General features: G+C 73.1%; 17 protein-coding genes and 1 tRNA gene. 9 read left to right on the top strand and 9 right to left on the bottom strand.

Going from position 1 to position 22,583, the window contains the following annotated elements:
* Positions 1–4 precede the first annotated feature (4 nt).
* Both FJ658_RS09295 and FJ658_RS09300 read right to left on the bottom strand, forming a co-directional pair.
* Entirely contained in the window at positions 5–961 is a 957-nt protein-coding gene (locus tag FJ658_RS09295; protein ID WP_141145110.1) for an N-acetylglucosamine kinase, read from the bottom strand.
* A gap of 146 nt (positions 962–1,107) precedes the next feature.
* A complete protein-coding gene (locus FJ658_RS09300; RefSeq protein ID WP_141145111.1) occupies positions 1,108–1,599 on the bottom strand; it encodes a YajQ family cyclic di-GMP-binding protein in 492 nt (163 codons plus the stop codon).
* A gap of 95 nt (positions 1,600–1,694) precedes the next feature.
* On the opposite strand from FJ658_RS09300, the gene FJ658_RS09305 reads away from it, so the two are divergent.
* From FJ658_RS09305 to FJ658_RS09315, 3 genes are all read left to right on the top strand, one after another.
* Positions 1,695–1,776 (top strand) — tRNA-Tyr (locus FJ658_RS09305).
* Positions 1,777–1,925: 149 nt separating this feature from the next.
* Positions 1,926–2,471 (top strand): GNAT family N-acetyltransferase, encoded by a 546-nt coding sequence (locus FJ658_RS09310; protein ID WP_370454784.1) that lies wholly within the window; start codon positions 1,926–1,928, stop codon positions 2,469–2,471.
* A 187-nt stretch (positions 2,472–2,658) separates the two neighbouring features.
* Positions 2,659–3,756, top strand: coding sequence for an NAD(P)/FAD-dependent oxidoreductase (locus FJ658_RS09315; protein ID WP_141145112.1), 1,098 nt, complete (start codon positions 2,659–2,661; stop codon positions 3,754–3,756).
* 25 nt (positions 3,757–3,781) lie between these two features.
* Here FJ658_RS09315 and FJ658_RS09320 read toward each other — a convergent pair whose 3' ends face one another.
* Positions 3,782–4,423 carry a cupin domain-containing protein gene (locus FJ658_RS09320; RefSeq protein ID WP_141145113.1) on the bottom strand — a complete coding sequence of 214 codons (642 nt, stop codon included), beginning with the start codon at positions 4,421–4,423 and terminating at the stop codon, positions 3,782–3,784.
* Between the two features lie 371 nt (positions 4,424–4,794).
* Here FJ658_RS09320 and FJ658_RS09325 point away from each other — a divergent pair, with 371 nt between their 5' ends.
* The 5 genes from FJ658_RS09325 to FJ658_RS09340 all read left to right on the top strand — a co-directional run bounded on the left by FJ658_RS09325 (position 4,795) and on the right by FJ658_RS09340 (position 8,721).
* Positions 4,795–5,499 (top strand): GrpB family protein, encoded by a 705-nt coding sequence (locus FJ658_RS09325; protein WP_141145114.1) that lies wholly within the window; start codon positions 4,795–4,797, stop codon positions 5,497–5,499.
* 54 nt (positions 5,500–5,553) lie between these two features.
* Positions 5,554–6,456, top strand: a complete 903-nt coding sequence (locus tag FJ658_RS09330; protein ID WP_141145115.1) for an inositol monophosphatase family protein — start codon at positions 5,554–5,556, stop codon at positions 6,454–6,456.
* 87 nt (positions 6,457–6,543) lie between these two features.
* Complete coding sequence (locus FJ658_RS16135; protein WP_181408400.1) at positions 6,544–6,699, top strand: hypothetical protein; 156 nt, start codon at positions 6,544–6,546, stop codon at positions 6,697–6,699.
* Position 6,700: 1 nt separating this feature from the next.
* The gene (locus FJ658_RS09335; protein ID WP_141145116.1) at positions 6,701–7,585 is read left to right on the top strand and encodes a M23 family metallopeptidase; all 885 of its coding nucleotides are present in this window, start codon (positions 6,701–6,703) and stop codon (positions 7,583–7,585) included.
* Between the two features lie 68 nt (positions 7,586–7,653).
* Complete coding sequence (locus FJ658_RS09340; RefSeq protein ID WP_141145117.1) at positions 7,654–8,721, top strand: FUSC family protein; 1,068 nt, start codon at positions 7,654–7,656, stop codon at positions 8,719–8,721.
* 186 nt (positions 8,722–8,907) lie between these two features.
* Here the strand turns inward: FJ658_RS09340 and FJ658_RS09345 are convergent, their stop codons facing one another.
* Complete coding sequence (locus FJ658_RS09345) at positions 8,908–14,925, bottom strand: GH92 family glycosyl hydrolase (protein WP_141145118.1); 6,018 nt, start codon at positions 14,923–14,925, stop codon at positions 8,908–8,910.
* Positions 14,926–15,198: 273 nt separating this feature from the next.
* Positions 15,199–16,836: an L-serine ammonia-lyase, iron-sulfur-dependent, subunit alpha gene (locus tag FJ658_RS09350; RefSeq protein WP_141145119.1), complete on the bottom strand. Its 1,638-nt coding sequence runs from the start codon at positions 16,834–16,836 to the stop codon at positions 15,199–15,201.
* 361 nt (positions 16,837–17,197) lie between these two features.
* Between FJ658_RS09350 and FJ658_RS09355 the strand changes: the two genes are divergently transcribed.
* Positions 17,198–18,280, top strand: a complete 1,083-nt coding sequence (locus FJ658_RS09355; RefSeq protein WP_219995750.1) for a LacI family DNA-binding transcriptional regulator — start codon at positions 17,198–17,200, stop codon at positions 18,278–18,280.
* Positions 18,281–18,486: 206 nt separating this feature from the next.
* On the opposite strand, the gene FJ658_RS09360 is transcribed toward FJ658_RS09355, so the two are convergent.
* The 4 genes from FJ658_RS09360 to FJ658_RS09375 form a co-directional block, all read right to left on the bottom strand.
* Positions 18,487–19,389 (bottom strand): MetQ/NlpA family ABC transporter substrate-binding protein, encoded by a 903-nt coding sequence (locus FJ658_RS09360; protein ID WP_141145121.1) that lies wholly within the window; start codon positions 19,387–19,389, stop codon positions 18,487–18,489.
* A gap of 158 nt (positions 19,390–19,547) precedes the next feature.
* The gene (locus tag FJ658_RS09365; protein ID WP_141145122.1) at positions 19,548–20,369 is read right to left on the bottom strand and encodes a methionine ABC transporter permease; all 822 of its coding nucleotides are present in this window, start codon (positions 20,367–20,369) and stop codon (positions 19,548–19,550) included.
* Complete coding sequence (locus tag FJ658_RS09370; RefSeq protein ID WP_141145123.1) at positions 20,366–21,448, bottom strand: methionine ABC transporter ATP-binding protein; 1,083 nt, start codon at positions 21,446–21,448, stop codon at positions 20,366–20,368. Before FJ658_RS09370 ends, FJ658_RS09365 begins: the two co-directional genes overlap by 4 nt.
* Positions 21,449–21,804: 356 nt before the next feature.
* Positions 21,805–22,524, bottom strand: coding sequence for a TetR/AcrR family transcriptional regulator (locus FJ658_RS09375; RefSeq protein ID WP_141145124.1), 720 nt, complete (start codon positions 22,522–22,524; stop codon positions 21,805–21,807).
* Between the last annotated feature and the right edge of the window lie 59 nt (positions 22,525–22,583).

The raw sequence follows: 22,583 nt of genomic DNA on the forward strand, positions 1-22,583 counted from the left end.
AACTCTAGGGCGTGGGCACCGTCGGCACCGCCGCCCCGCTGAGCCGCAGCGCGTAGAGCGCGGCCCCGAGTGACGGGTCGTGCAGCGGCGCGCGCAGCTCGAACGGCAGCCCCGTCTCCTCCAGCGCGGCGGCGAAGCCCGCGACGAAGCCGGGTGCCGCGAACACGCCGCCCGAATACGACACGGGGATCGTCTCGTCGTCCGGCGCGGCCAGACCGGCCCGCACGGCGGCGACCTGCGCGGCGAGCTCGTGCTGCGCATCCACCAGGATCTGCTGCGCCACCGGGTCGCCGGCCGCCGCCGCCGCGGTGGCGACCTTCGACAGGTCGGCGATGAGCCCGCGCTGCGACGCCCACTCGCCCACGATGACGCCGATCGCGTCGAGGTCGTCGGCGACGCCGAGGCGCTCGCGCATCATGCCGTGCAGCGCGGTGCGGGGCAGGCGCCCGTCGGCCATGCGGCTGAAGGCGCCGAGCGCGCGCACCGCGATCCAGTACGCCGAGCCCTCGTCGCCGAAGATCTCGCTCCAGCCGCCGGTGCGGTGGCTGACGCCGGCGCGCTCGCCGTAGGCCATCGATCCGGTGCCGGCGATCACGTTGATGCCGTCGGCGGCGCCGAGCGAGCCCGCCCATCCGCTGATCATGTCGTTGCCGCAGCGGTAGCGGTCGTGCCCGAGGATCGGCGCCGGGATCGCGTCGAGCGTCGGCACGTCGGCGCTCGCCTCGCCGTAGCCGGGCATCGCGTAGAAGACGAAGTCGAGCTGGTCGCGGGTCACGCCGCTCTGCGCCTCGATGTCGGCGAGGCCGTCGGCGAGCACGTCGCCGACGAGCTGGATGCCGCGCTCGGTTCCGAAGTAGTAGCAGGTGCGCTGGCGCGACTCGGCGATGCGGGCGCCGGTCTCGTCGATCAGCAGGAACGCGGTCTTGGTGCCGCCGCCGTCGATGCCGAGGTAGTGCGGCATGCAGAACTCGCTTCGCTGTGAGGGGATGTCTCGCTCACACTCGCGGTTTCTGCGCGTCGGCGCAAGATCCTGCGCGAAAGCGACAGTCGGCCTGCGCGGACGCGCAGTCTGCGTGGAAGATTCGGGGGTCAGCGGCCTCAGCGGCCTCAGCGCATGTTGACGAACTGCAGCGCTACGTCGAGGTCCTTGCCCTTCAGCAACGCGATGACCGACTGCAGGTCGTCGCGGCTCTTCGACTGCACGCGCAGCTCGTCGCCCTGGATCTGGCTCTTGACGCTCTTGGGGCCCTCGTCGCGGATGATCTTCGAGATCTTCTTCGCATCCTCGCTCGAGATGCCGTTCTTCAGGCCCACCTCGATGCGGTACTCCTTGCCGCTCGGGTACGGGTCGCCCTCATCGAGCGAGCGGATGCCGATGCCCCGCTTGATGAACTTCGCCTCGAGCACCTCGAGCACGGCCTTGACGCGCTCCTCGGCGCTGGCCTTGAGCAGGATCTTCTCGTCACCCGACCAGTCGATCGACGCGCCGACGCCCTTGAAGTCGTAGCGCTGGGCGATCTCCTTCTGCGCCTGGTTGACCGCGTTCTGGGCCTCCATGTGGTCGACCTTGCTCACGATGTCGAAAGAGGAATCAGCCATGAACCCAGGGTAGCGGGATGGTCACCGGCACCCTGCGCGACCTGTATTCTGTTGCGTGCGCGTTCGGTCGGTGCCTACACGGGTCGGGAGCGTCTGGCGGGTTACCCAAGCGGCCAAAGGGATCTGACTGTAAATCAGACTGCACTGCATTCGGGGGTTCGAATCCCTCACCCGCCACATCAGCGTGAGACGCACGAGGCCCCGGTTCGCCGGGGCCTTCGTCGTGTGCGGGGTGCTGCGCGGGTGCTGCGGTGTCGGGATGCGCGCGCGGCGTCGGCGGAACTCCGCGCATCCATCAGGGCTCGCTCATCCATCAGGATGGTCGCGTGAGCAGCGTGCCCCTCGAGATCCGCGTCGACGACCTGAGCGGCGCGGCGACGCGGGCGCTCATCGCCCACCACCTCGACGGGATGCACGACGGGTCACCCGAGGAGAGCATCCACGCGCTCGACCTGGCCGGGCTGCAGTCGCCGGCGATCACGGTGTGGTCGGCGTGGGCTTCGTCGGCGGGTGCGTCGGCGTTGAGGTCGGCGGATGCGGCGGGCGGCGCGGGTGCGGAAGCGGACGCGAGCCCGGAGTCGCGGCTCGCCGGCATCGGCGCGCTCAAGCGCCTCGACGCGACCCGCGGCGAGCTCAAGTCGATGCGGGTCGCCGGCGCGTTCCTCGGCAAGGGCGTGGGCCGCGCGATCCTGCGCCACATCGTCGCCGAGGCCCAGGCGGAGGGTCTGCGCACGCTCTGGCTCGAGACCGGCGCCGGCCCGCAGTTCACCCCGGCGCAGCGCCTCTACGCGAGCGAGGGCTTCGGCTTCTGCGGCCCCTTCGACGGCTACGTGGATGACCCGCTCTCGGTCTTCATGACCCGCGCGATCTGAGGGCGCCTTCGCGGGGGTCTCTCGTCGCTCTGATGGTCCGGCGAGCGGATGGTCCACCGCACCGACTGTCGCCCGCGCTGATCTCTCGCCCGTTGGGTAGTCGGGGCGTCGGACTGGATTCGGTCCGTTTCTTGCTGTTTCAGCAAGGATGATTGCCGGAGCGCGCTGCTGGCGTCACGGTGGGACCATGACCGAACCCCATCCCGAGCCCCTCGACCACGATCCCGTCCCCGCTCTCGCCGCTGCCGACGCCTCCGATCTCTGGGACGCCGTCGTGATCGGCGGGGGAGCCGCCGGCCTCAACGCCGCGCTCATGCTCGCGCGGTCGCGCCGGCGGGTGCTCGTGGTCGACGCGGGGAGCCCGCGCAACCGCTTCGCCGAGGGCGTGCACGGACTGCTCGCCCGCGAGGGGACGCCGCCGGCCGAGCTGCTCGCGCGCGGTCGCGCCGAGGTGCAGAGCTACGGCGGGGTCATGCGATCCGGGCGCGTCCGCTCGGTGAGTGGTGCCGACGGCGCGTTCGCGGTCGAGGCCGATGCGCTCGAGGCGGCGGGCGGCGAGGGCCGCGCATCCACCGGACCGATCGCGCTCGCCGCGCGGCAGGTGATCGTCGCGGCGGGCGTGAGCGACGCGCTGCCCGACATTTCGGGGCTCGCCGAGCTGTGGGGGAGCGGGGTGCTGCACTGCCCCTACTGCCACGGCTGGGAGGTGCGCGACCGCCGCATCGCCGTGCTCGCCCAGGACCCGGCGGCCGCCGTGCATCAGGCGCAGCTGTTCCGGCAGCTGAGCGCCGAGGTGGTCGTGCTGCAGCACTCGGCGGCTCCGTTCGGCGACGTGGATGCGCGGGGCCTGGCCGCCCGCGGCATCCGGGTGATCCCGGGGGAAGTGGTCGCGCTCGAGCAGGCGCACGGCGATGCCAATGGCGATGCCGACGCCGACGCCGGCTCCGGTCGCCCGACACTGAACGGCGCCCGCCTCGCCAACGGCACGGTCGTGCCGATCGACGCGCTCGTGGTGGCGTCGGTGCCCGAGGCGCACCTCGACTTCCTCGCGCCTCTCGGCCTCGGCGCCGAGCCGCATCCGAGCGGACGCGGACAGCACCTGCCGACGACCCCGTTCGGCGTCACGAGCGTGCCCGGGCTCTGGGCCGCCGGCAACGCGACGGACCTCATGGCGCAGGTCGGCGCGGCGGCCGCGACGGGGGCGATGGTGGGCGCGCAGGTCAACGCGGCGCTCGTGGCCGCCGAGGTCGCGGCCGCCGTCGAGGGCGTGCGCACCGCATCCTGAACTCGCGCGCGAGCCCGCCCGTCGCTCAGCGCTCGGGCGACGCGGCCTCGGCATCCTCGTCGTCGGCGCTGATCGGCGCGACCGCGGCGGTGACCGGCGGCACGCCGTGCACGCGGCGTCCTTCGGCGTCGAAGAGTCCGAGGAACTCGACCGTCTCACCGTCGGCGCTCGCGAGCCAGTGCGGGGTGCGGCAGTCGAACTCGGCGGCCTCGCCCGAGGTCAGCAGGAACTCCTCGTCGTCGAGCACGAGCCGCAGGGTGCCCTGCAGCACGTAGAGCCACTCCCATCCGTGGTGCTCGCGTCGCTGCTCGACCTCGGTCGCGGTGCGCCCGGGAAGCACGAACTTGACCGCCTGCACGCCGTTCGCGCCGCGCCCGAGCGGCAGGATCGTGCGGCCCGCGTGCCGCACCGGACGGATGTGGATGCGCGGGTCGCCGGTCGGCGGCGCCCCGACCAGGTCGTCGAGCGGCACCCCGTACTCCCGCGCGAGCGGCAGCAGCAGCTCGAGCGCGGGGCGGCGCGTGCCGGACTCCAGTCGCGACAGGGTGCTGGTCGAGATGCCGGTCACCGCGGTGACGTCGGCGAGCGTGAGGTTGCGGTTGACCCGCAGCCGGCGCAGGCGCTCGCCCACTCCCGCGAGGGTGCGCTCGATCGGCTCGTCGGCCATGACCCCACCCTGCCACGGGGATGCGCGGCACGCCCGGGCTCGCGCGGAGTCTCGGCGAGCCGTTACCGACGGCGGGCTGGAGTGGCCCGGGCGGGCGCGGCGTGGCGTCGCGGCGCGGCGCGGCGCAGGGAATGGTGTCGCACCACGCGGTCCTCCCTGCCGCCCCATCCCGTCGTAACTCAGCAGGACCGGGCCGGGATGCCCCGCGCGGGTCGGCAACCGCAGTTCCTGCTGAGTTGCGTCACGCGTGCTCCCGCCAGTGCGATCGCAATTCAGCACAGATCGTGCCGGACGACCGAGCCGGGGCGTGACTGACGTCCCCTGCTGAATTGCGTGGCGCGCGGAGCCGGGGCGCGCAATAGCGTGGGGGCATGGTCGACGACGTCCGAGACGGATCCGCACATCACGCGAGCGGCGTCGACCCGGGCCCCGCGCCGAGCCTCGACCCGGGCCTCGCCCACATCGTCGACCGGCCGACGGGCGCCGACCGCGAGCGCATCACGGCGCACTCCGACTTCGACCCCGACGACGCCGAGTGGATGCGCCCGGCCCGGCCCGAGCACGTCGTCATCGCCGAGCCCGACCCCGCGTGGCCCGAGCGGTTCGCCGCGCTGCGGACGCGCATCCGCGACGCCCTGGGCGATGCCGCGCAGAGCATCGAGCACGTCGGCTCGACGTCGGTGCCGGGGATGTCGGCGAAGCCGATCATCGACATCGATCTGACGGTCGCCGACAGCGCCGACGAGGCGGCCTACGCCGAGCGTCTGCAGGCGGCGGGCTTCGTGTTCGTGCTGCGCGAGCGGCGCTGGCACGAGCACCGGCTGTTCACGGCCGACGAGCCGCGGGCGAACATCCACGTCTGGAGTCCCCACAGTCCCGAGGCGGTGCGGCACCGGATGCTGCGCGACTGGCTGACCGAGCACGCCGACGATCGTGAGCTCTACGCGGCCGCGAAGCGCGAGGCCGCGGCGCCGACGGCCGACGCGCCGGGGCTCGTGCAGGCCTACAACCAGCGCAAGGAGCCGGTGATCCGCGAGATCCTCGACCGGATGTTCCGCGCCCACGGGCTCCTCTGAGCGCGACGACCGCACCGCGGCCCCACCCCACGACGCGCGTGATTGAGTGGAGCCATGACCGACGCCAGCGCACCCCGCGAGCAGTCCGCCGCGGCCGAGCAGCCCGCCCCCGCCGACCTGCTCGCGCTCGCCCGCGAGATCGCGCTCGAGGCCGGAGAGCTGGCCGCGCGCCGGCGCGCCGAGGGCGTCGAGGTCGCGGCCGCGAAGTCGAGCCCGGTCGACATCGTCACCGCCGCCGACCGCGAGGTCGAGCAGCTGGTGCGCGCGCGTCTCGCCGCAGCCCGCCCCGACGACGGCATCCTCGGCGAGGAGGGCGGGTCGGCGGGCGGCACCTCCGGCCTCACCTGGGTCGTCGACCCGATCGACGGCACCGTCAACTACCTCTACGGCATCCCGCACTACGGCGTCAGCATCGCGGTCGTGCAGGGTGACCCCGACCCGCAGCGCTGGACCGCCCTGGCCGGCTGCGTCTTCTCTCCGGGCGAGGGCGAGCTGTTCACGGCCTCCCGCGGCGGCGGCGCCCACCTCGAGACGCGGCCGCGAGCGGGGGTGGATGCGCCGCTCCCGTCACCCGAGTCGGGAGCCGTGCGTGCGCTGCAGGTGCGCGAGCCGATGCCGCTCGGCCAGGTGCTCATGGCGACCGGCTTCAGCTACGACGCCGAGCGCCGTGCGCACCAGGCTCAGGTGATCGAGCGGCTCATGCCGCATCTGCGCGACATCCGCCGCTTCGGCGCCGCCGCGCTCGACCTGACCGCGCTCGCCGCGGGCCGCGTCGACCTCTACGCCGAGCGCTACACGAACGCCTGGGACTTCGCGGCGGGTGTGCTGATCGCCCGGGAGGCGGGAGCCGCGGTCGTCGGCCACGGCGGGGCGGAGCCGGACACGCGGATGGTGCTGGGCGGGCATCCCGAGGTCGTGGCGGCGTTCGCGCCGCTGCTCGCGGACGCGGGGTTCTGACGCGGTTCGACAGCCCTTCGGCGCCGGCCCACCCGCCCGAGGGGTGGCGGGCTCGAAGCACCCCTTCTACAATCGCGGGGTACGTTCGTGCGCCTGAACCCGAAGTCCGGGCGCCGCGAGAGCCGCTCCGCCGCCGTGCGGACCATCTTCTGGAGCCTTCCGATGACCACTGACGCGCTGGTCATCGCCGCGACCCTGGACGGCTCGCTCGCCGCCGCATCCCTCTTCAGCGAGGGCGTCTAATATGCCCCCCGCCTCCGAGAGCTCTCCGCTGACCCGCCGCGACCTGCGGGCCCGTCAGCAGAGCGCGGAGGCGACCCGAGCCGCCCGCACGGCGCGTCCGCTCGCCCGCGCGGGACGCGCATCCCGACCCGCCCGCGGGGCCGGCTATCGTCGCGGATTCGCCCGACAGGTGCTCTCGGCCGGCGTGCTCATCGCCGTCTTCGCCCTGGTCGTGTCGGTGTCGGTGCCCGCGTCGGTGTTCGGCACCCCGTCGGCGGATGCGGCGACCACGGGCGCGCCGCTCGTCGGCAGCGTCGGCGACACCCAGACCTTCCGCGTCTCGGCCGACGCCGCGGCCGACGACACCAGCCGCGACGCCTACGGCGCGACCAGCCGCGCGGAGTTCCTGGCCGCCGCCAACGCGGCCGCGGCGAAGAAGGCCAAGGCGAGCGCCTCGCAGTACTCGAGCACCTGGAACCCGGGCATCGGACCGGTGCGCTGGCCGTACCAGGTGATGCCCAAGCTCGGCCCCGGGTTCGGCGCTCCCGCCACCTGCTCGACCTGCATGTCGGTGCACCAGGGTCAGGACTACCTGGCCGCGAGCGGCACCCCGATCTACAGCATCGCGACGGGCATCGTCACGAAGCGCCAGGAGGACGGCTACGGCTGGGGCAACCACATCGTCATCACCTCGTCGGTGAACGGGCAGACGGTGTCGTTCCTCTATGCGCACACGCAGAGCGGCTCGATCTCGCTGCAGGTCGGCGACACCGTCGAGGTCGGCCAGTTCGTCGGGCTCACCGGCTCGACCGGATCGGTCACGGCCCCGCACCTGCACCTCGAGCTGCAGCTCAACGGCACCAAGGTGAACCCGCACACCTGGCTGCAGGCGAACGTCACCGGCTGAGTCGGCTGAATTCGATCGTCTGACCGCGGGCGTGAGCCGCGCATCCCGGCGGTGAGACAATCGAGGGGATGAACCTCTCCGACTTCGCTCGGAGTCTCGTCGCCTTCTCCCCCTCACCGCGCCGCTGGCCGGTCGCGGTGCAGGCGGGCCTGTCGATGCTGATCCCCGTGACGGCGTTCGCGCTGGCCGGGCATCTGGCGCTCGGCGCGGCGGCGAGCCTCGGAGCCTTCACCGCGATCTACGCGGGCGCGCTGCCCCGACGCCACCGACTGCGCACGATCGCCTTCGTCGCCGCGGGGTTGATCGCGTCGGCCGCGGTCGGCGCGCTGCTCGCGTTCTCGGCGGTGACGTCGGTCGTCGGCGTCATCCTCGTCGCGGGCGCGGCGGCGTGGCTGTGCTCGGCCGTGCGCCTCGGCCCGCCCGGGCCGATGTTCTTCGTGCTCGTCTCGGGGGTGGCCGCGCAGGCGGCTCGGCCGGCCGATCTCGGGGGAGCGGGCGGCAGCGGGCTGCTGACCGTGGGCCTGGTGGCGCTGGGATGCGCGATCTCGTGGATCATCGCCGCGGTCGTCATGCGCGTGCCCCGGGTGCGTTGGCAGACCGGCCCCATCCCGGTCGTGCGGGCGCCGCGCCTGAGCTCGCGCGCCGACGGGGTCGAGGTGCTGCGCCAGGTGCTGGCCGCGGCGATCGCGACGCTCGTGACCGTGCCGTTCGATCTCTCGCACGCCTACTGGTCGGCGGCGTCGGCGCTGGCCGTGCTGGCGGTCGCGCGCGGCAGCCGGGTGACGCTGTCGCGGGCCGTGCACCGCGTGCTGGGCACGGTCGTCGGCGCGGCCGTGTTCCTGGGGCTCGCGGCGCTGCACGTCTCCGACCTCGGGACGCCGCCCGGGCTCGTGCTCGCGCTCGTGCTGGGCCTGCTGCAGTTCGCCGTCGAGCTGCTCGTGGTGCGGCACTACGCGCTCGCGCTCGTGCTGATCACCCCGCTCGTGCTGCTCATCGCGCACGCGGCGCATCCCTCCGACCCGGTGCCGATCGCGCTGCAGCGCCTGGCCGAGACGGCGGTGGGCGCGGCGGTCGCGGTGCTCGTCGGGCTCGCGACGATTCCGCTCGCGCGCCGCGCGGCGGCCGACCCGCGCTGAGCCCCGTCCCGCGCCGAGCCGGCCCCGACCCGAAGCCGACCTGCGCTGAGCCGTCCCGCCGCATCCCGAACATGACGGCGGCGCCCGCACCGGATCGGTGCGGACGCCGCCGTGGCCCGAGCTCGGCCCACCCGAAAGGCGAGCACGGGCGGGGGAGGGCCCGTGATGACGGCCCTCCCAGCCTGCTCAGCTCTCGCTGTCGGTGATCGTCGGGTCGCCCGCGTCGCCGCGGCGACGACGCACGATCCAGGCGCCGGCCAGCACGGCCAGCACGCCGGCCCCGATGGCGCCGAACGCGAGGGCTCCGACCGGCTGGGCGCCGTCGACGCCCGTCGCGGCCAGTCCGCCGTAGGCACCCGGCAGGATCGGCGCCTGCCCGTCGACCTGCGGCAGCGCGGCGGCGATGCGCAGCGGCGTCGAGGCGCTGAGGCCCGAGGTGAGCCCCACGACCTCGATCGTGTGGTCGCCCAGCGGCACGTCGCTCGGCAGGCTCACCGAGGTGGTGAGCACGCCGTCGCCGTTGGCCTGCGCCTCGGCGAGCACGATCGGGTCGGAGTGCAGGATGATCCGCACGCGCTCCCCGGCGAGGAATCCGCTGATCGTCACCTGGAAGGTGTCGCCCGGGCGGGCGATCTCGACCGAGATGCTCACCGTGCAGCTGCCCTCCGGCGGCGTGGTCGGCTTCGCGGTGACCGCGAGGATGCCGTCGGCCGGCACCGCCGAGACGGCGCCGATCGCGCGCACCGGGTAGCTGCCCGCATCCGCGGCGGCCGGCACGGTGACGGGGGCCGAGATGGCGCCCGAGCCGTTCGCGATCGCGTCGACGACCACGGCCGGGTCGCTCGACAGCGTCACCTTCACCTTCTCGCCGGCGGCGAAGCCGCTGCCGGTGATCGTGACGGTGTCGCCGGGGTGGGCCCCCTCGCGCGGCACCTGGATACTCGGCGTGTACGTCACCGGGTCGGCGACGACGACCGTCGTGACGCCGGCGGCGCTGCGGATGCCGTCATCCACCGTGACCGTGACCGTGTAGCGGCCGGCCGTCGCGTAGCGGTGCGTTCCCGCGACCCGGGCTCCGCCCGCCTCGCCCGCGGCCGCCGTGACGGCGCCCTCGGTCGTGGCGGTGCCGTCGCCCCAGTTCACCGTGGCGGTGCTGTCGGCGCCGGCGTGGCCGCCGGTCGCGGTGGCGAGGTCGGCCGTGAACTCGACGCCGGTGACCTGCTGGCCCACGACCTCGCCGCTCACGCTCAGCGCCGCGGTCTCGGGGGCGCGGTCGCCGTCCGAGGCGATCGCGAACACGTGGATGCGGCCGTCGGGGCGCGGCGAGCCGGGCTCCTTCGGCAGCGTCACCGAGGCGACCGTCTTGCCGGCCGGGATCTCGTAGGCGGCGGTGGCGTAGATCGCCGCGACGGCCGTGTCGGTGCCCGTGGCGCCGCGGCTGCGGCCCTCGGACTTCGCCACGATCGTGTTGCCGAACTGCGGGGTGGTCGCGGCGCCCGTCCAGTCGCCGAAGGCGATCGTGATCGGGGCCGAGGTGCCGTCGGTGAAGTTCACCGTGCCGCCGTCGCGCGAGAGGTGCTTCTCGGTCGCCGTTCCGATGAACGACAGCTTCGTCGCACCCGCGCCGAGGTCGACCGCGATGGTCTGGCCGCGGCCGGTGGCGTTGTCGGGCTGACCCGGCTCGACCTGCGGCAGGTCGAAGTCGAGGTCGGTTCCCGGAACGGCCACGGTCGAGCCCTGCACGAAGCCGTTCGCGGCGAGCTTCGCGCGCAGGAAGCCCGCGTCGAGGTCGTCGCAGTCGGCCGTCACGCCGTCGCCGCCGATGCACACGCTGTCGAAGGCGCCGGTGAGCGACTGGTCGCGGCTGATCGCGATGGATGCGGTGGCGCTGGCCTGCTGCATCCCCTCGGTCACCGTGATCTTCGCCGAGTAGGTGCCGGCATCCGCGAAGGTGTGCGGGGCCGAGATCTGCCAGGCGCCGAGCGGCGACTTCGTCAGCTTCGCCGCCTGCGGGCCGCTGCCGTCGAGGTAGTCGACGGTCGCGGTGTAGTCGGCCGCGTCGGACGAGGTGCCGCCCGAGAGCGTGGCGAGCGTGCTCGTCAGCTCCACGCCGGCGGTGCCGGTGATCGACGGGGCGGCGTCGAGTCGGAACTCGCTCGCCTTCGCCGCCGGGTCGGCCAGCAGCTCGACCTCGGCGAGCGTGGCCGGCTTGCCGTCGCTCGTCGCGGTGATGTGCAGGCGGTAGTGGTCGAAGGCGACGGTCTCGTCGACCTTCGATCCGCTGCCGGAGCCGTCGCCCGAGAGCACGAAGGGCCGCGTCTGCGTGGCCCAGGCGAACTTCTCGCCCGTGCGCTCATCCAGCTTCAACCAGGTCTGCCCGTCGCTGGAGCCCTCGAGGGTCCAGGCGGTCGGGGTCGACCCGGTCGCGCCGTTCGTCAGCGTGTACGAGGTCAGCTGCACGGGGCCGCTGGCCGAGGTCCACTCGATCGAGGGCGTGGCGCTCGTGAAGGTCGCCGACGAGCGCGAGTTGTCGTCGACCAGGGCCGTCGCATCCGTCTCGGCGGTGGTTCCCGACTCCGAGACCGTCGTGGTGCCGTAGGCCGGCTTGGTGGCGTCGACGTGCGGCACGCGCGCGCCCTGGTCGGCGGTGCGGGTGCCCCACTCCGACGGGGATGCGCCCATCTGCAGGTTCAGCGTGCCGCCCTGGTTGAGCGTGGTGGTCGGGATGACCGCCGAGTCGATCGCCTGGCCGTCGAAGCTCGCCGACTGCACGAAGACGTTCTTCGTGCTGTTGCCGGGAGCGTTCACCACGAGGTCCTTGCCGTTGGCGAGGTGCACGGTGGCCTTGTCGAACAGCGGCGAGCCGATCACGTACTCGCCCGAGCCGACGGCCTCGGGGTAGAAGCCGAGCGCCGAGAAGATGAACCACGCGCTGGTCTCGCCGTTGTCCTCGTCGCCGGCGTAACCCTGGCCGATGTCGCTGCCCACGAACAGGCGCTGGGTGATCTCGCGCACGACCGCCTGCGTCTTCGACGGCTCACCGGCCGCCGCGTACAGGTACGGGATGTGGTGCGAGACCTGGTTGCTGAAGCCCAGCTGGCCCATGCGCACGTCGCGCGCCTCGAGCATCTCGTGGATCACGCCGCCGTAACCGCCGGGCTTGTCAGCCTTCTCCGGGGTGGCGAAGAACTGGTCGAGCTTGGCGATCAGCCCGTCGGTGCCGCCGTAGAGCGCGGCCATCCCGTCGATGTCGAACGGAGCGTGGAACGCGAAGTTCCAGCCGTCGCTCTCGGTGAAGGCGTCGCCCCACGAGCCCGGGTCGAACTCGTCGCTCGGGATGTGCCAGCTGCCGTCGGCATTGCGGGCCTGGAAGAAGTCCGCATCCTGGTCGAACAGGTTCACGTAGCTCCACGAGCGGGCCAGGAAGTAGTCGGCCTCCTCCTTCAGCTGCGCGCGGCGCGACTCGGGCGTGGCCGGGTCGTCGGCGAGCTTCGCCGCCATCCGCCCGATCCCGTAGTCGTTCGTGCCGCCCTCGAGACCCCACGAGACGCTCTCGCCCGTGCTCGCCGGCGTGTAGCCGAGGAAGGTGGAGGTGTCGAGGCCCTTGCGGCCCACGGCGCTCGAGGTCGGCAGCACGGTCGCGTTCTTCAGCGCCGCGTCGTAGGCCTCGAGGGCGGTCTTCGTGTCGAGCGCGCCGTTGAGGTACGCGTCGGCGAAGGCCACGTCAGAGCTCGTGCCGGTCATCAGGTCGGCGTAGCCGGGCGACGACCAGCGGGCGACCCAGCCCGCGTCACGGTACTGCTGCACGAATCCGTCGACGAGCTCCTGCTCCATCTCGGGGTAGAGCAGCGAGTAGGCCGGCCACACGGTGCGGTAGGTGTCCCAGAAGCCGTTGTTGACGTAGACCTTGCCGTCCTTGACCTGTGCGTTCGTCGTCGTCGCGGTCGGCTCGCCGACCTTCGGCGCGACGGGGCTCGCGTACTGGTACTTCGGCGCGGCGGCCGTGCCCGTGTTCTCGAACTGCGAGTTCGGGTAGAGGTTCAGGCGGTAGAGGTTCGAGTAGAGCGACTGCTTCTGCGCGTCCGTCGCCCCCTCGACCTCGATCACGCCGAGGCGGTCGTTCCACTGCTGCTCGGCGTCGTTCTGCACGGTGTCGAAGCTGCGGCCGGTGACCTCGAGGTCGAGGTTCTTCGTGGCCTGCGCCTGCGAGATGAACGAGGTGGCGAGGCGCAGGGTCACGACCTTGTCGGCGCCGCTCGTGTCGAAGGCGGCGTAGCGGGCCGAGTCGCTGCGGTTGCCCGTCGCGCTGCCCGCGCCGGTCGGGGTCTTGTCGAACTGACCCGAGACGAACATCCGGCTGCGTCCCGCGCTGAGTCCGCTGCCGCCGTCGACCCAGCCGGTGACGGCGCCGCTGGCGCTGACCGCGAGGCCCGAGAGCGAGTTCGAGGCGACCTTGTCGAGCAGCACGCTGCCCGTGCTCCCCGTGAACTGGAAGCGGTAGATGCCGCCGTGGTCGGTCGGGGTGACCTCGGCGATCATGCCGTTCGTGAACTTCACGCTGTAGAGGTCGGGGCGGGCGATCTCCTGCCCGTGGCTGAACTCGAGCTGACGGTCGGTCAGCGTCGAGGTGGGCACGGCGGATGCGGAGGGCAGCACCGCGAGCTGGTTGCGGTCGCCCATCCACGGGCTGGGCTCGTGCGAGATGCCGATGCCCTGCAGGCGCGGCAGGTTCGCCGCGTTGTTGTCGCTGAGGTAGCTGTAGAGCCACGAGTCGGTGTTCGCGTTCGTCATCGGCGTGAAGAAGTTGAAGCCGTTCGGAACCGCGGCGGCGGGGATGTTGTTGCCGCGCGAGAAGCCGCCGCTCGACTGGGTGCCGCGGCGGGTGTCGACCCAGTTGACGAGGCTCGAGTCATCCACCTGCACCTTGGGCGCGAGGGCGATGTCGTCGACCCAGCCCGAGAAGCCGTGGCCGGCCCGGCCGTTCGGGTCGTCGTAGCTGAACAGGATCTTGTCGATCTTCTGGCCCTCGAGGCCGCTCAAGTCGACCTTGACCGAGTTCCACTGGCTGGCGTAGAGCGCCTTCGCGGTGCCCTGCTCGCGCGCCGAGGCGCCGAAGCCGTTGCCGTCGACGAGGCCCTTCTGCGACAGGCGCGAGCCGTCGGCGAAGACGAGGTCGATGGCCGCGTAGGTGGCCGAGTAGGTGAGCGCGTCATCCAGGATCGGCAGGATCTTGTAGCTCAGCTCGGTGTCGGCGCCGACCGTGAGATCGACGTTGTAGAGCAGGTTCTGCCCGGTCGTGGCGCCGTCGGCGATCGGGGCGCCCGCGTAGCGCAGCGCCTTGAGGCCGCTGAAGCCGGCGTTGGGCTTGATGTTGTAGCCCGAGACCGGGCCGTTGCCGACCGCGGTGACCATCGGCGTCACGGGCGGCGTCGGCTGGGTCGAGTCGAGGATGTCCCAGTCGGCCAGCTGCGTCAGGCTGTCGCCGCTGTTGGCGGTGACGTTCAGGCGGTAGCGGCTGTAGGTCTGCGGCGCGCTCAGCGTGTAGCTGTTCTTCGCGAAGCGGTCGCGGAAGGTCTGGTTCGCGCGGGTGTCGAGATCGGTCCAGGTCTGGCCGTCGTTCGAGCCCTGCAGCGTGAAGTTCTTCGGGTCGCGCCCGGGGGTGTCGTTCGCGCTCGTGAGCGTGTAGCTGTCGATCGTGGTGGCGCCGCTGAGCTCGTAGGCGACCCATCCGGTCCTCGCGCGGGTCAGCCACTTGGTGCTGCTGGCGCCGTCGGCCAGGTTCGCGGCGACCTCACCGGGAGGGTTCTCGCCCGAGGTGGTGACCTTGCCGACCTTGCCGAGCTGGCTGCCGGCGCCGAAGCTCGAGCCGGTGACGTTCGTCTGATCGCCCTCGGGCTGGCTCGTCTTCGCCGGCGCGTCGGACTCCTCGAACGAGCTGAGGAACAGCGGCTCGTCCGATGCGGCGGCGTTCGCCGCGGTGGGCTGCGCGAGGCTCAGGCCGGCGGCCGCGGTGGCGGCGGCGACGAGCAGCGCGAGCGCGGCGGCGGGGCGCACGGGCGCGGCGGCGCGCAGGCGGCGCGCTGTGCTGGCGGCGGCGATGCCAGCGCTGCGGGTCGCGGTGCCGATGTCGCGCGCGGGGCGGCGGTCGGGCGGGGATGCGGGGCGCTCGTGTCGAGGCGTGAGCGCACGGAGGATCGACGGCATTGTCCTGAGCTCCAGGTTTCGGGGGTGGAACGACGCCGTCCGGAGATGACAGCGCTGTCACGGGGAGTCTGGACGCAACCTGGCAACGCTGTCAACCCACTGCGGCGCGCCGTGCCGTTCCGGCATCCGTCACCCGCGGTTCACCGGGCGCTCAGCTGTCGTGCTGATCTCGCGAGTTGCCCACTTCTGCTGGGTTGGCGGCCTGCAACCCAGCAGAAGTGGGCAACTCGGTGGGGCTCGGCGACGGGGAGCCGATGTCGTTTGGGAGCCTCGTCAGCACTCGACGACGTTGACGGCCAGGCCGCCCTCGCTCGTCTCCTTGTACTTGGTCGACATGTCGGCGCCGGTCTGGCGCATCGTCTCGACGACCGTGTCGAGCGAGACGTGGTGAACGCCGTCGCCGCGCAGGGCCAGGCGCGCCGCCGTCACGGCCGTGGATGCGGCGATCGCGTTGCGCTCGATGCACGGGATCTGCACGAGCCCGCCGACCGGGTCGCAGGTGAGGCCGAGGTGGTGCTCCATCGCGATCTCGGCCGCGTTCTCGACCTGCGCGGGCGTGCCGCCGAGCACGGCCGTGAGCCCGCCGGCCGCCATCGCGCTCGCCGAGCCGACCTCGGCCTGGCAGCCGCCCTCGGCTCCCGAGATCGACGCGTTCGCGCGGAACAGCGAGCCGAGCGCCGTCGCAGTCAGCAGGAAGTCGTGGATGCCGGAGCGCGCGTCGGCGGCGGGGTCGGGCTGGTCGGCTTGATCAGCCTGGTCGGCGAGGTCGTCGTCGCTCGTCATGCCGTCGGCGGCCCGCGCCGCGCACAGGAAGTCGACCCAGTAGCGCGCGACCGCGGGCAGGATGCCGGCCGCGCCGTTGGTCGGCGCCGTCACGACGCGTCCGCCGGCGGCGTTCTGCTCGTTGACCGCGAGCGCGTAGATGCCGAGCCAGTCGCCGGGCAGCGCCGTCGCGGGCTCCGCCTCGAGCTGGGCGCGGATCGCCGCCGCGCGTCGCCGCACCCGCAGCCCGCCGGGCAGCTCGCCGCCGCTCTGCAGGCCGGCGTCGATGCAGTCGGACATGGCGGTCCAGATCGCGTCGAGGCCCGCATCCAGCTCGCCCGCGGTGCGGCGCTCGAGCTCGGCACGACGCGCGACCTCGGCGATCGACTCGCCCGTGGCGGCGCACAGGGCGAGCAGATCGTCGGCCGTCGCGAAGCGGGCCGGCGGGAGCGCGGTCGGGGCATCGCCGGTGTCGGCGGCATCCGCCGTGTCGGTCGCAGGGATCGCTGCGCTCGCCGACGGCGCGCTCTCCGGTGCCGGAACCGCGGCCGCGTGGTCGGCATCCGCCGCGTCGTCGCGCCGGATGAACCCGCCGCCGACCGAGTAGTAGGTGCGCCGCAGCAGCTCGTCGCCGGCGGCGTCGACCGCGACGACGGTCAGGGCGTTGGGATGCGCGGGCAGCCGCGTGAACGGACGGAACACGATGTCGCCGCGCGAGAACGGCACCGGATGCGCGCCGCCGAGCAGCAGCGTCGCGCCGTCGGTCCACGAGCCCCAGGCATCGCGCACGACGGCGGGGTCGACGGTCTCGGGCTCGGCGCCGGCGAGTCCCGCGACGACGGCGTCGGGCGTGCCGTGGCCGATGCCGGTGGCGCCGAGCGATCCGAAGAGCTCGACCGTGACGTGGGCGACCCCGGCGAGGCGGCCGTCGGCGCGCAGCTGCTCGATCGCATCCCGGGCCGCGCGCATGGGGCCGACGGTGTGCGAGCTCGACGGGCCGATGCCGATCGAGAACAGCTCGAGCGCCGAGACGTAGGCGCCGTCGGGGGAGCGCGGCGGGCGCGGGGCGTGGACCGGAGGAGCGGGCGGGGCCGCCGGGGTGCTCACGGGCGGCGCGACGGGGGCGGTGGATGCGGTGCTCGCGGTCATGGGCGTGCCTCGGGCCGGAGCGCCGCGGGGTGCGGCGGCGCGGATGGCGAGCGGCGGATCCGGCGGTCCGTCGCGGCGGCGGCGCCGGTCGTGGCGGCGTCGCACTCCGCAGGCTACCCGCCGCGCATCCCGGTCGGGCGGAGCGCGCGAGCGCCGCGCACGGGTGGCGTCGACGCTCGGCCCCGGGGCGAGTCCGCCCCGCCCGGCGTGACAGCGTTGTCATCGGATGTCAGACTGGGCGCCGATCTCCGGCCGCGCGGCCGGCGGTGCCCGATCCGGGCCGCCCGCCGATCCGCCGCCGACCACCCGCCACCTGCCGACCGACCGCCACCCGCCGACCGACCGAACCGAGGAGGACGCCGTGGGGATCCCCGCCTCCGGAGCGACGACGCTCGCCGACGTCGCGGCGCGCGCCGGCGTCAGCCTCAAGACCGCGTCGCGCGCCGTGAACGGCGAGCAGCACGTACGGGAGGAGACGCGCGCGAAGGTGCTCGCGGCGGCCGCCGACCTCGGCTTCCAGCTGAACTCCTCGGCGAGCCTGCTCGCGCGCGGCATCGCGTCGAGCTTCGTCGGCGTCGTGACGGGCGACCTCGCCAACCCCTTCTACGCGGCGCTCGCGCAGGGCGCCGCGAGCGAGCTGCGCAGCCACGGGCTCAGCGTGACGCTCGGCAGCTCCGACGAGTCGTCAGCGCAGGAGGGCGTGCTCGTCGACGAGCTCGCCCGCCGCTCGGTGCGCGCCGTGATCGCGGCGTCGGCGATGACGTCGCACGCGCCTTACGAGGCGCTGCAGCGGCGCGGCGTTCCGGTCGTGTTCGTCGACCGCGCGCCGACCGACATCGCGGCCGACTCGATCGTGCTCGACAACGTCGCCGGAGCCCGCGTCGCCGCCGAGCACCTCGTCTCCGGCGGGCACCGCCGCATCGCGTTCCTCGGCGACTTCGAGCGCCTGCCCACCTACCGCGAGCGCCTCGACGGGTTCCGCGCGGCGATGCAGGCGATGGATGCGCGGCTCGCGTCCGACGCGGCGCCCGCCACCTCGGCTGCGGACGCCCCCGCCGGCGGGGCCCGCACCGCAGCCTGGGCCGACCTCGTGCGCGAGGGCGCCCACGATCCGGAGGTCGCGGCGCGGGTGACGCGCGAGCTGCTGGATTCCGCGCATCCGCCGACCGCGATCCTGGCCAGCAACAACCGGGCGACGCTCGGCGTTCTGCGCGAGCTGGCCCGCCGCGGCGACACGACGACGGCGCTGGTCGGCTTCGACGACTTCGACCTGGCCGAGGTGCTCGGCGTCACGGTCATCGCGCACGACGCCCGCGCGATGGGAGCGCAGGCCGCGCGGCTCGTGGTCGAGCGCCTCGCCGACCCGCGCCGCGAACCCGAGCTCGTGCGCCTGCCGACGCGCCTCATCGAGCGCGGCTCGGGCGAGCGTCCGCCGCGCGCCTGAGCCCGCGCATCCCGCGGGGCCGCGAGTTGCCCACTTCGCTCGGGTCGGCGCCCCTCAACCCGGCAGAACTGGGCAATTCGGCAGATCAGCGGACCCCAGCCCAGCTCTGAATACGCGAGTTGCCCGCTTCTGCGGCTTCCCGGGAGGGACATGCCGCGGAAGCGGGCAACTCACGAACCAGGTGGGCGAGCGCCCACCCCGCGCGCCTACTTCGCGTCGAGCGGCAGCAGGATGTTCTTCACGTCCTTGTTCGTCGCGAGGAACTCCTGCACCTCCGGGTCCTTGAAGGCCTTGATGAGCTGCTGGATGTTCTTGCTCTTGAGGTACTTCGTGCCGACCGTCAGCTGGCCCGCGAACTCGTCGGGCGCGGCGGGCGCGAAGATCTGCTTCTCGATCGGGATGCCGGCGGCGAGGTAGTACTCGGTGTAGCCGACGGCCGCATCCAGGTCAGGAAGCGAACGGGACTGCGCGGCGAAGTCGAGCAGCGTGAACTTGAGGTTCTTCGGGTTGGTGGCGATGTCGTCCTGCGTCGCCTCCCACTTGTTCACGCCGTCCTTGAGCGTGATCAGGCCGGCGCGCTCGAGCACCCAGAGGCCCTGGGCCTCGTTGGCCGGGTCGGAGTAGAGCGAGATGTTCGCGCCGTCGGGGATGTCGTCGACCGAGCTGTACTTGTCGCTCCAGAGCCCGAAGCCCCAGCGGAACACGGGCGTCGCCGCCGTCTCCTCGAAGTCGGGGTTGGCCTCGAGCACCTGGCTCAGCCAGAGCTTGTGCTGGTAGACGGTGCCGGCGACCTCTCCCTCGCTCACGGCGCGGTTGAGGGTGGTGCTGTCGCTGAGGCCCTTGAACTCGACCTTGATGCCGTACTTCGGCGCGATCTTCTCGCCGACGAACTTCACGAGGGCCTCTTCGCTCGCGTTGCCCTCGGCGGTGACGACGGTGAGGGTGGCGCCCTCGGTGTCGTTGGCCGAGGCGGGGGCGGCGAAGCGGGGCACGACGATCGCGGCGGCGACGCCGAGCACGACGACGGCGGCGCCGGCGATCCAGGGCCAGCGGCGCTTCTTCGTGACGGTGAAGCCGTGGTCGGCGGCGGGGGTGCTGTTCTCGGACATGAGGTCTCCAGGTGCGGTGCAGGGGTCGGTGACGGGATGCGCGCGGTGCGCATCCCGGGATCTGAGGTGTCGGGACGACGGGTTAGGTGCGGGCGGCGGCTCGAGCCGCGGCCGGTCGGGGGTGCGCGGACCAGGCCGCTGTCGGTCGGGGTGCGCGGCTAGGCCGCGACGGGCATTCGCTCCTCGGCGACGCGGCCGTTGCCGGTGCGGCCCCCGCGATCGCCGCGTCCGGCGCGGCGCCTGTCGCGCGAGGCCGGCGTCAGCGCCCGGGCGACGCGGTCGCCGAGCAGCTGGGTGAGGGCGACGGTCGCGACCAGGATGATGATCGTCGCGATCATCACGGCGTGGTCGAAGCGCTGGTAGCCGTAGGTGACGGCGACGTAGCCGATACCGCCGGCGCCGATCGTGCCGGCGATGGCCGAGTACTCGATCATCGCGATCGTGTTGATCGTGAGTCCGCCGATGATCGACGGCACGGCCTCGGCGAGCTGCGCGGTGATGATCACCTGCACGGTCGACCCGCCCGACGCGATCGACACCTTCGCGTACTCGCGCGGCACGCTGCGCAGCGAGTTCTCGACGATGCGCGTGAAGAACGCGATGCCGGCGATCGACATCGGCACGACCGCGGCCGGGATGCCGATGTTGGTGCCCGTGATGAGTCGCGTGAACGGGATGATCGACGCCATCAGCACGAGGAACGGCAGCGAGCGGCCGATGCTGATGATCCAGCTGAGCACGGTGTGACCGGCGCGGTGCGGGAACAGCCCGTCGGGGCCGAGGTTGTGCACGATCGCGCCCAGCGGGATGCCGACGAGGACGACGATCGCCATCGTCACGCCGACCATGATCAGCGTGTCGCCGAGTGCCGGGATGACGAGGGCCGGGATGTCGGGCAGCGGCACGCGGTTGTCGGCGCGCACCGCTCCGGCGGCGTGAGCGGTTCCGGCGGCGCTCGCGGCGAGGGTGAGGGCGCTCATGCGCGGACTCCGATCAGCTCGGTCAGGTCGTCGGCGGCGGGCTCGGCGGGCTCGGCGGCCGGTTGCGCATCCACGTCGTTCTTCGACGCGCTCGACGCGACCGCAGCTCGCCGCACGGCCAGACCGAGCTCGCTGAGCGCGGCCGCGACGTCGTCGGCGACGAGCGAGGCCGGGATGCCGAGGCTCGCGCGGCCGACCGGCACGCCGTCGATCTGCTCGACCGCGGCGCCGAGCAGCGCGATCGGCGCGGCGAGGCGGGCGCCGAGGCGGCCGATCCAGTCGCCGGGAACGTCGCCGGCGTAGGAGACGGTCCAGACGCGGTCGCCGTCGGCCGCGGGCAGCGCGGCGCGCGCGGGCCGCAGCTGCGCGCCGAGGGCGGAGTCGGGGTCGCGCAGCAGCGCGGTCAGCTCGCCCTGCTCGACGATGCGGCCGTGGTCGAGACGGGCGACCGAGTCGGCGACCTGCAGCACGGTGTCCATCTCGTGCGTGATGAACAGGATCGACAGGCCGAGGTCGTCGCGCAGCTCGCGCAGCAGACGCACGATCGACGCGGTCGAGTCGGGGTCGAGGCCCGAGGTGGCCTCGTCGCTGAGCAGCACGCTGGGGCGCAGGGCGAGCGCGCGGGCGATGCCGACGCGCTGGCGCTGGCCGCCCGAGAGCTGGTGCGGGTAGTGCTTCGCCTTGTCGGCGAGGCCGACGCGGTCGAGCAGCTCGGCGACGCGGGCGCGCGTCTCGGCCTTGGTCACGCCGAGGTACTGCAGCGGCAGGGCGACGTTGTCGGCGGCGGTGCGACGCGAGAACAGGCCGTCCTGCTGGAAGATCGTGCCGATGCGACGGCGGGCGACGCGCAGATCGTCGGCGCCGAGGGCGGTGAGGTCGTCGCCGTTCACGACGACGCGGCCCGAGGTCGGCTTCTCGAGCAGGGTGACGCACTGCGCGAGGGTCGACTTGCCGGCGCCCGAGGGTCCGACCACGGCGAAGACGCGACCGGTGTCGACGGCGAGGTCGAGGCGGTCGAGCACGGTGGCGGCGGCGTCACCGGAGCCGTACACCTTGCTGAGCTGGTCGAGGCGGATCATGCGGCGACAGTAGGGCCGTCGCGCCCGGTTCTCGAGCGCCGTCGTCACGATGCGTCGCGTCGCGTCACGCGACGAAACACAGCGCAACCGAGCGACGCGCAGAGCCCCCGGATGCCCGACGGACGTCGCTCATCCGATCGAGTTCCCGCGCTGTCCGCGGCGTGGTCTGGCAGCTGGCGTGGTGGCAGGATCGCCGCGCGATCCTGGCTTCGCCGCCCGATATCGTGACGCGCGACCGAGATCGTGCGGCGCTCTCGGGAGATCGCTCCCGTACGCCCTCCGGTTCGTGCGGGATCGCCGCGCGATCCTGTTATCGCCGTGCGATGTCGGCGCGCGATTCCAAGATCATGCGGCGCTCAGGCGGACGGTGCCGCAGAATCTGCGGATGCGGCGGCCGTCGCGCGCAGGGTGCCGGGGGCGAGGCCGAGCGTCCACTCGGCCACGTCGGCGACGAAGCCGCGCTGCACGGGGTCGACCTCGGCCGAGCTGTTGATGTACGAGCCGGTGCCGTCGACGGCGAGCAGGATGCGCCGGGCCGCGGTCTCGACGTCGAGCTGGGTCTGCTCGGTGCCGCGGCGGTTCGCCGCGATGCCGGCCCCGGCAGGGCGCCCGAAGTCGCCGCTCGCGACACCGTCGACGATGATCGACCGCAGCCGCTCGCGGTCGAGGGCGTCCTGCTGCTGCAGCGCCGTATCCAGCGCCGGCACGAAGCGCGACAGGTGCTGCGCGTTGAGCCAGAGGCGGGCGAGCGGCGCGGAGAGTCCGCGCTCCATGTGGTCGACGAAGTGCGCGAGCCGTCCGACGGGGGTGCGGTCGCCGGTCGGGAAGAACAGCTCGCGCTCGGTCGCCGAGGCGCGGGTGAAGGCCTCGACCACGAGGTCCTCGGCGGCCGGGAAGTAGTGCGTGATCAGGCCCGGACGCACGCCGAGGCGCTCGGCGACGGCGCGCAGGGTGATGCGCTCCATGCCCTCGTCGAGGGCGATCGCGGCGGCCGCGTCGACGATCTCCGCGCGGCGCTCCTCGGGGCGCTTGCGGGTGCGATTCGACGTCGTCGTCGAGGCGGGTCTTGACGGCATGGTCCTCAGGCTATTGAATGACTGACCAACAGTCCATTGGTCGCATGGCCAATAAGCGA

The sequence above is a fragment of the Schumannella sp. 10F1B-5-1 genome (assembly GCF_006517535.1).
Classification (GTDB): domain Bacteria; phylum Actinomycetota; class Actinomycetes; order Actinomycetales; family Microbacteriaceae; genus Schumannella.

Coding starts and splice junctions, on each gene's coding strand:
- FJ658_RS09330 (WP_141145115.1), top strand. CDS start 5,554: ATGACCGACGCCAGCGCACCCCGCGAGCAGTCCGCCGCGGCCGAGCAG.
- FJ658_RS09370 (WP_141145123.1), bottom strand. CDS start 21,448: ATGATCCGCCTCGACCAGCTCAGCAAGGTGTACGGCTCCGGTGACGCC.
- FJ658_RS09360 (WP_141145121.1), bottom strand. CDS start 19,389: ATGTCCGAGAACAGCACCCCCGCCGCCGACCACGGCTTCACCGTCACG.
- FJ658_RS09335 (WP_141145116.1), top strand. CDS start 6,701: ATGCCCCCCGCCTCCGAGAGCTCTCCGCTGACCCGCCGCGACCTGCGG.
- FJ658_RS09375 (WP_141145124.1), bottom strand. CDS start 22,524: ATGCCGTCAAGACCCGCCTCGACGACGACGTCGAATCGCACCCGCAAG.
- FJ658_RS09350 (WP_141145119.1), bottom strand. CDS start 16,836: ATGACCGCGAGCACCGCATCCACCGCCCCCGTCGCGCCGCCCGTGAGC.
- FJ658_RS09365 (WP_141145122.1), bottom strand. CDS start 20,369: ATGAGCGCCCTCACCCTCGCCGCGAGCGCCGCCGGAACCGCTCACGCC.
- FJ658_RS09320 (WP_141145113.1), bottom strand. CDS start 4,423: ATGGCCGACGAGCCGATCGAGCGCACCCTCGCGGGAGTGGGCGAGCGC.
- FJ658_RS09345 (WP_141145118.1), bottom strand. CDS start 14,925: ATGCCGTCGATCCTCCGTGCGCTCACGCCTCGACACGAGCGCCCCGCA.
- FJ658_RS09315 (WP_141145112.1), top strand. CDS start 2,659: ATGACCGAACCCCATCCCGAGCCCCTCGACCACGATCCCGTCCCCGCT.
- FJ658_RS09295 (WP_141145110.1), bottom strand. CDS start 961: ATGCCGCACTACCTCGGCATCGACGGCGGCGGCACCAAGACCGCGTTC.
- FJ658_RS09300 (WP_141145111.1), bottom strand. CDS start 1,599: ATGGCTGATTCCTCTTTCGACATCGTGAGCAAGGTCGACCACATGGAG.
- FJ658_RS09325 (WP_141145114.1), top strand. CDS start 4,795: ATGGTCGACGACGTCCGAGACGGATCCGCACATCACGCGAGCGGCGTC.
- FJ658_RS09340 (WP_141145117.1), top strand. CDS start 7,654: ATGAACCTCTCCGACTTCGCTCGGAGTCTCGTCGCCTTCTCCCCCTCA.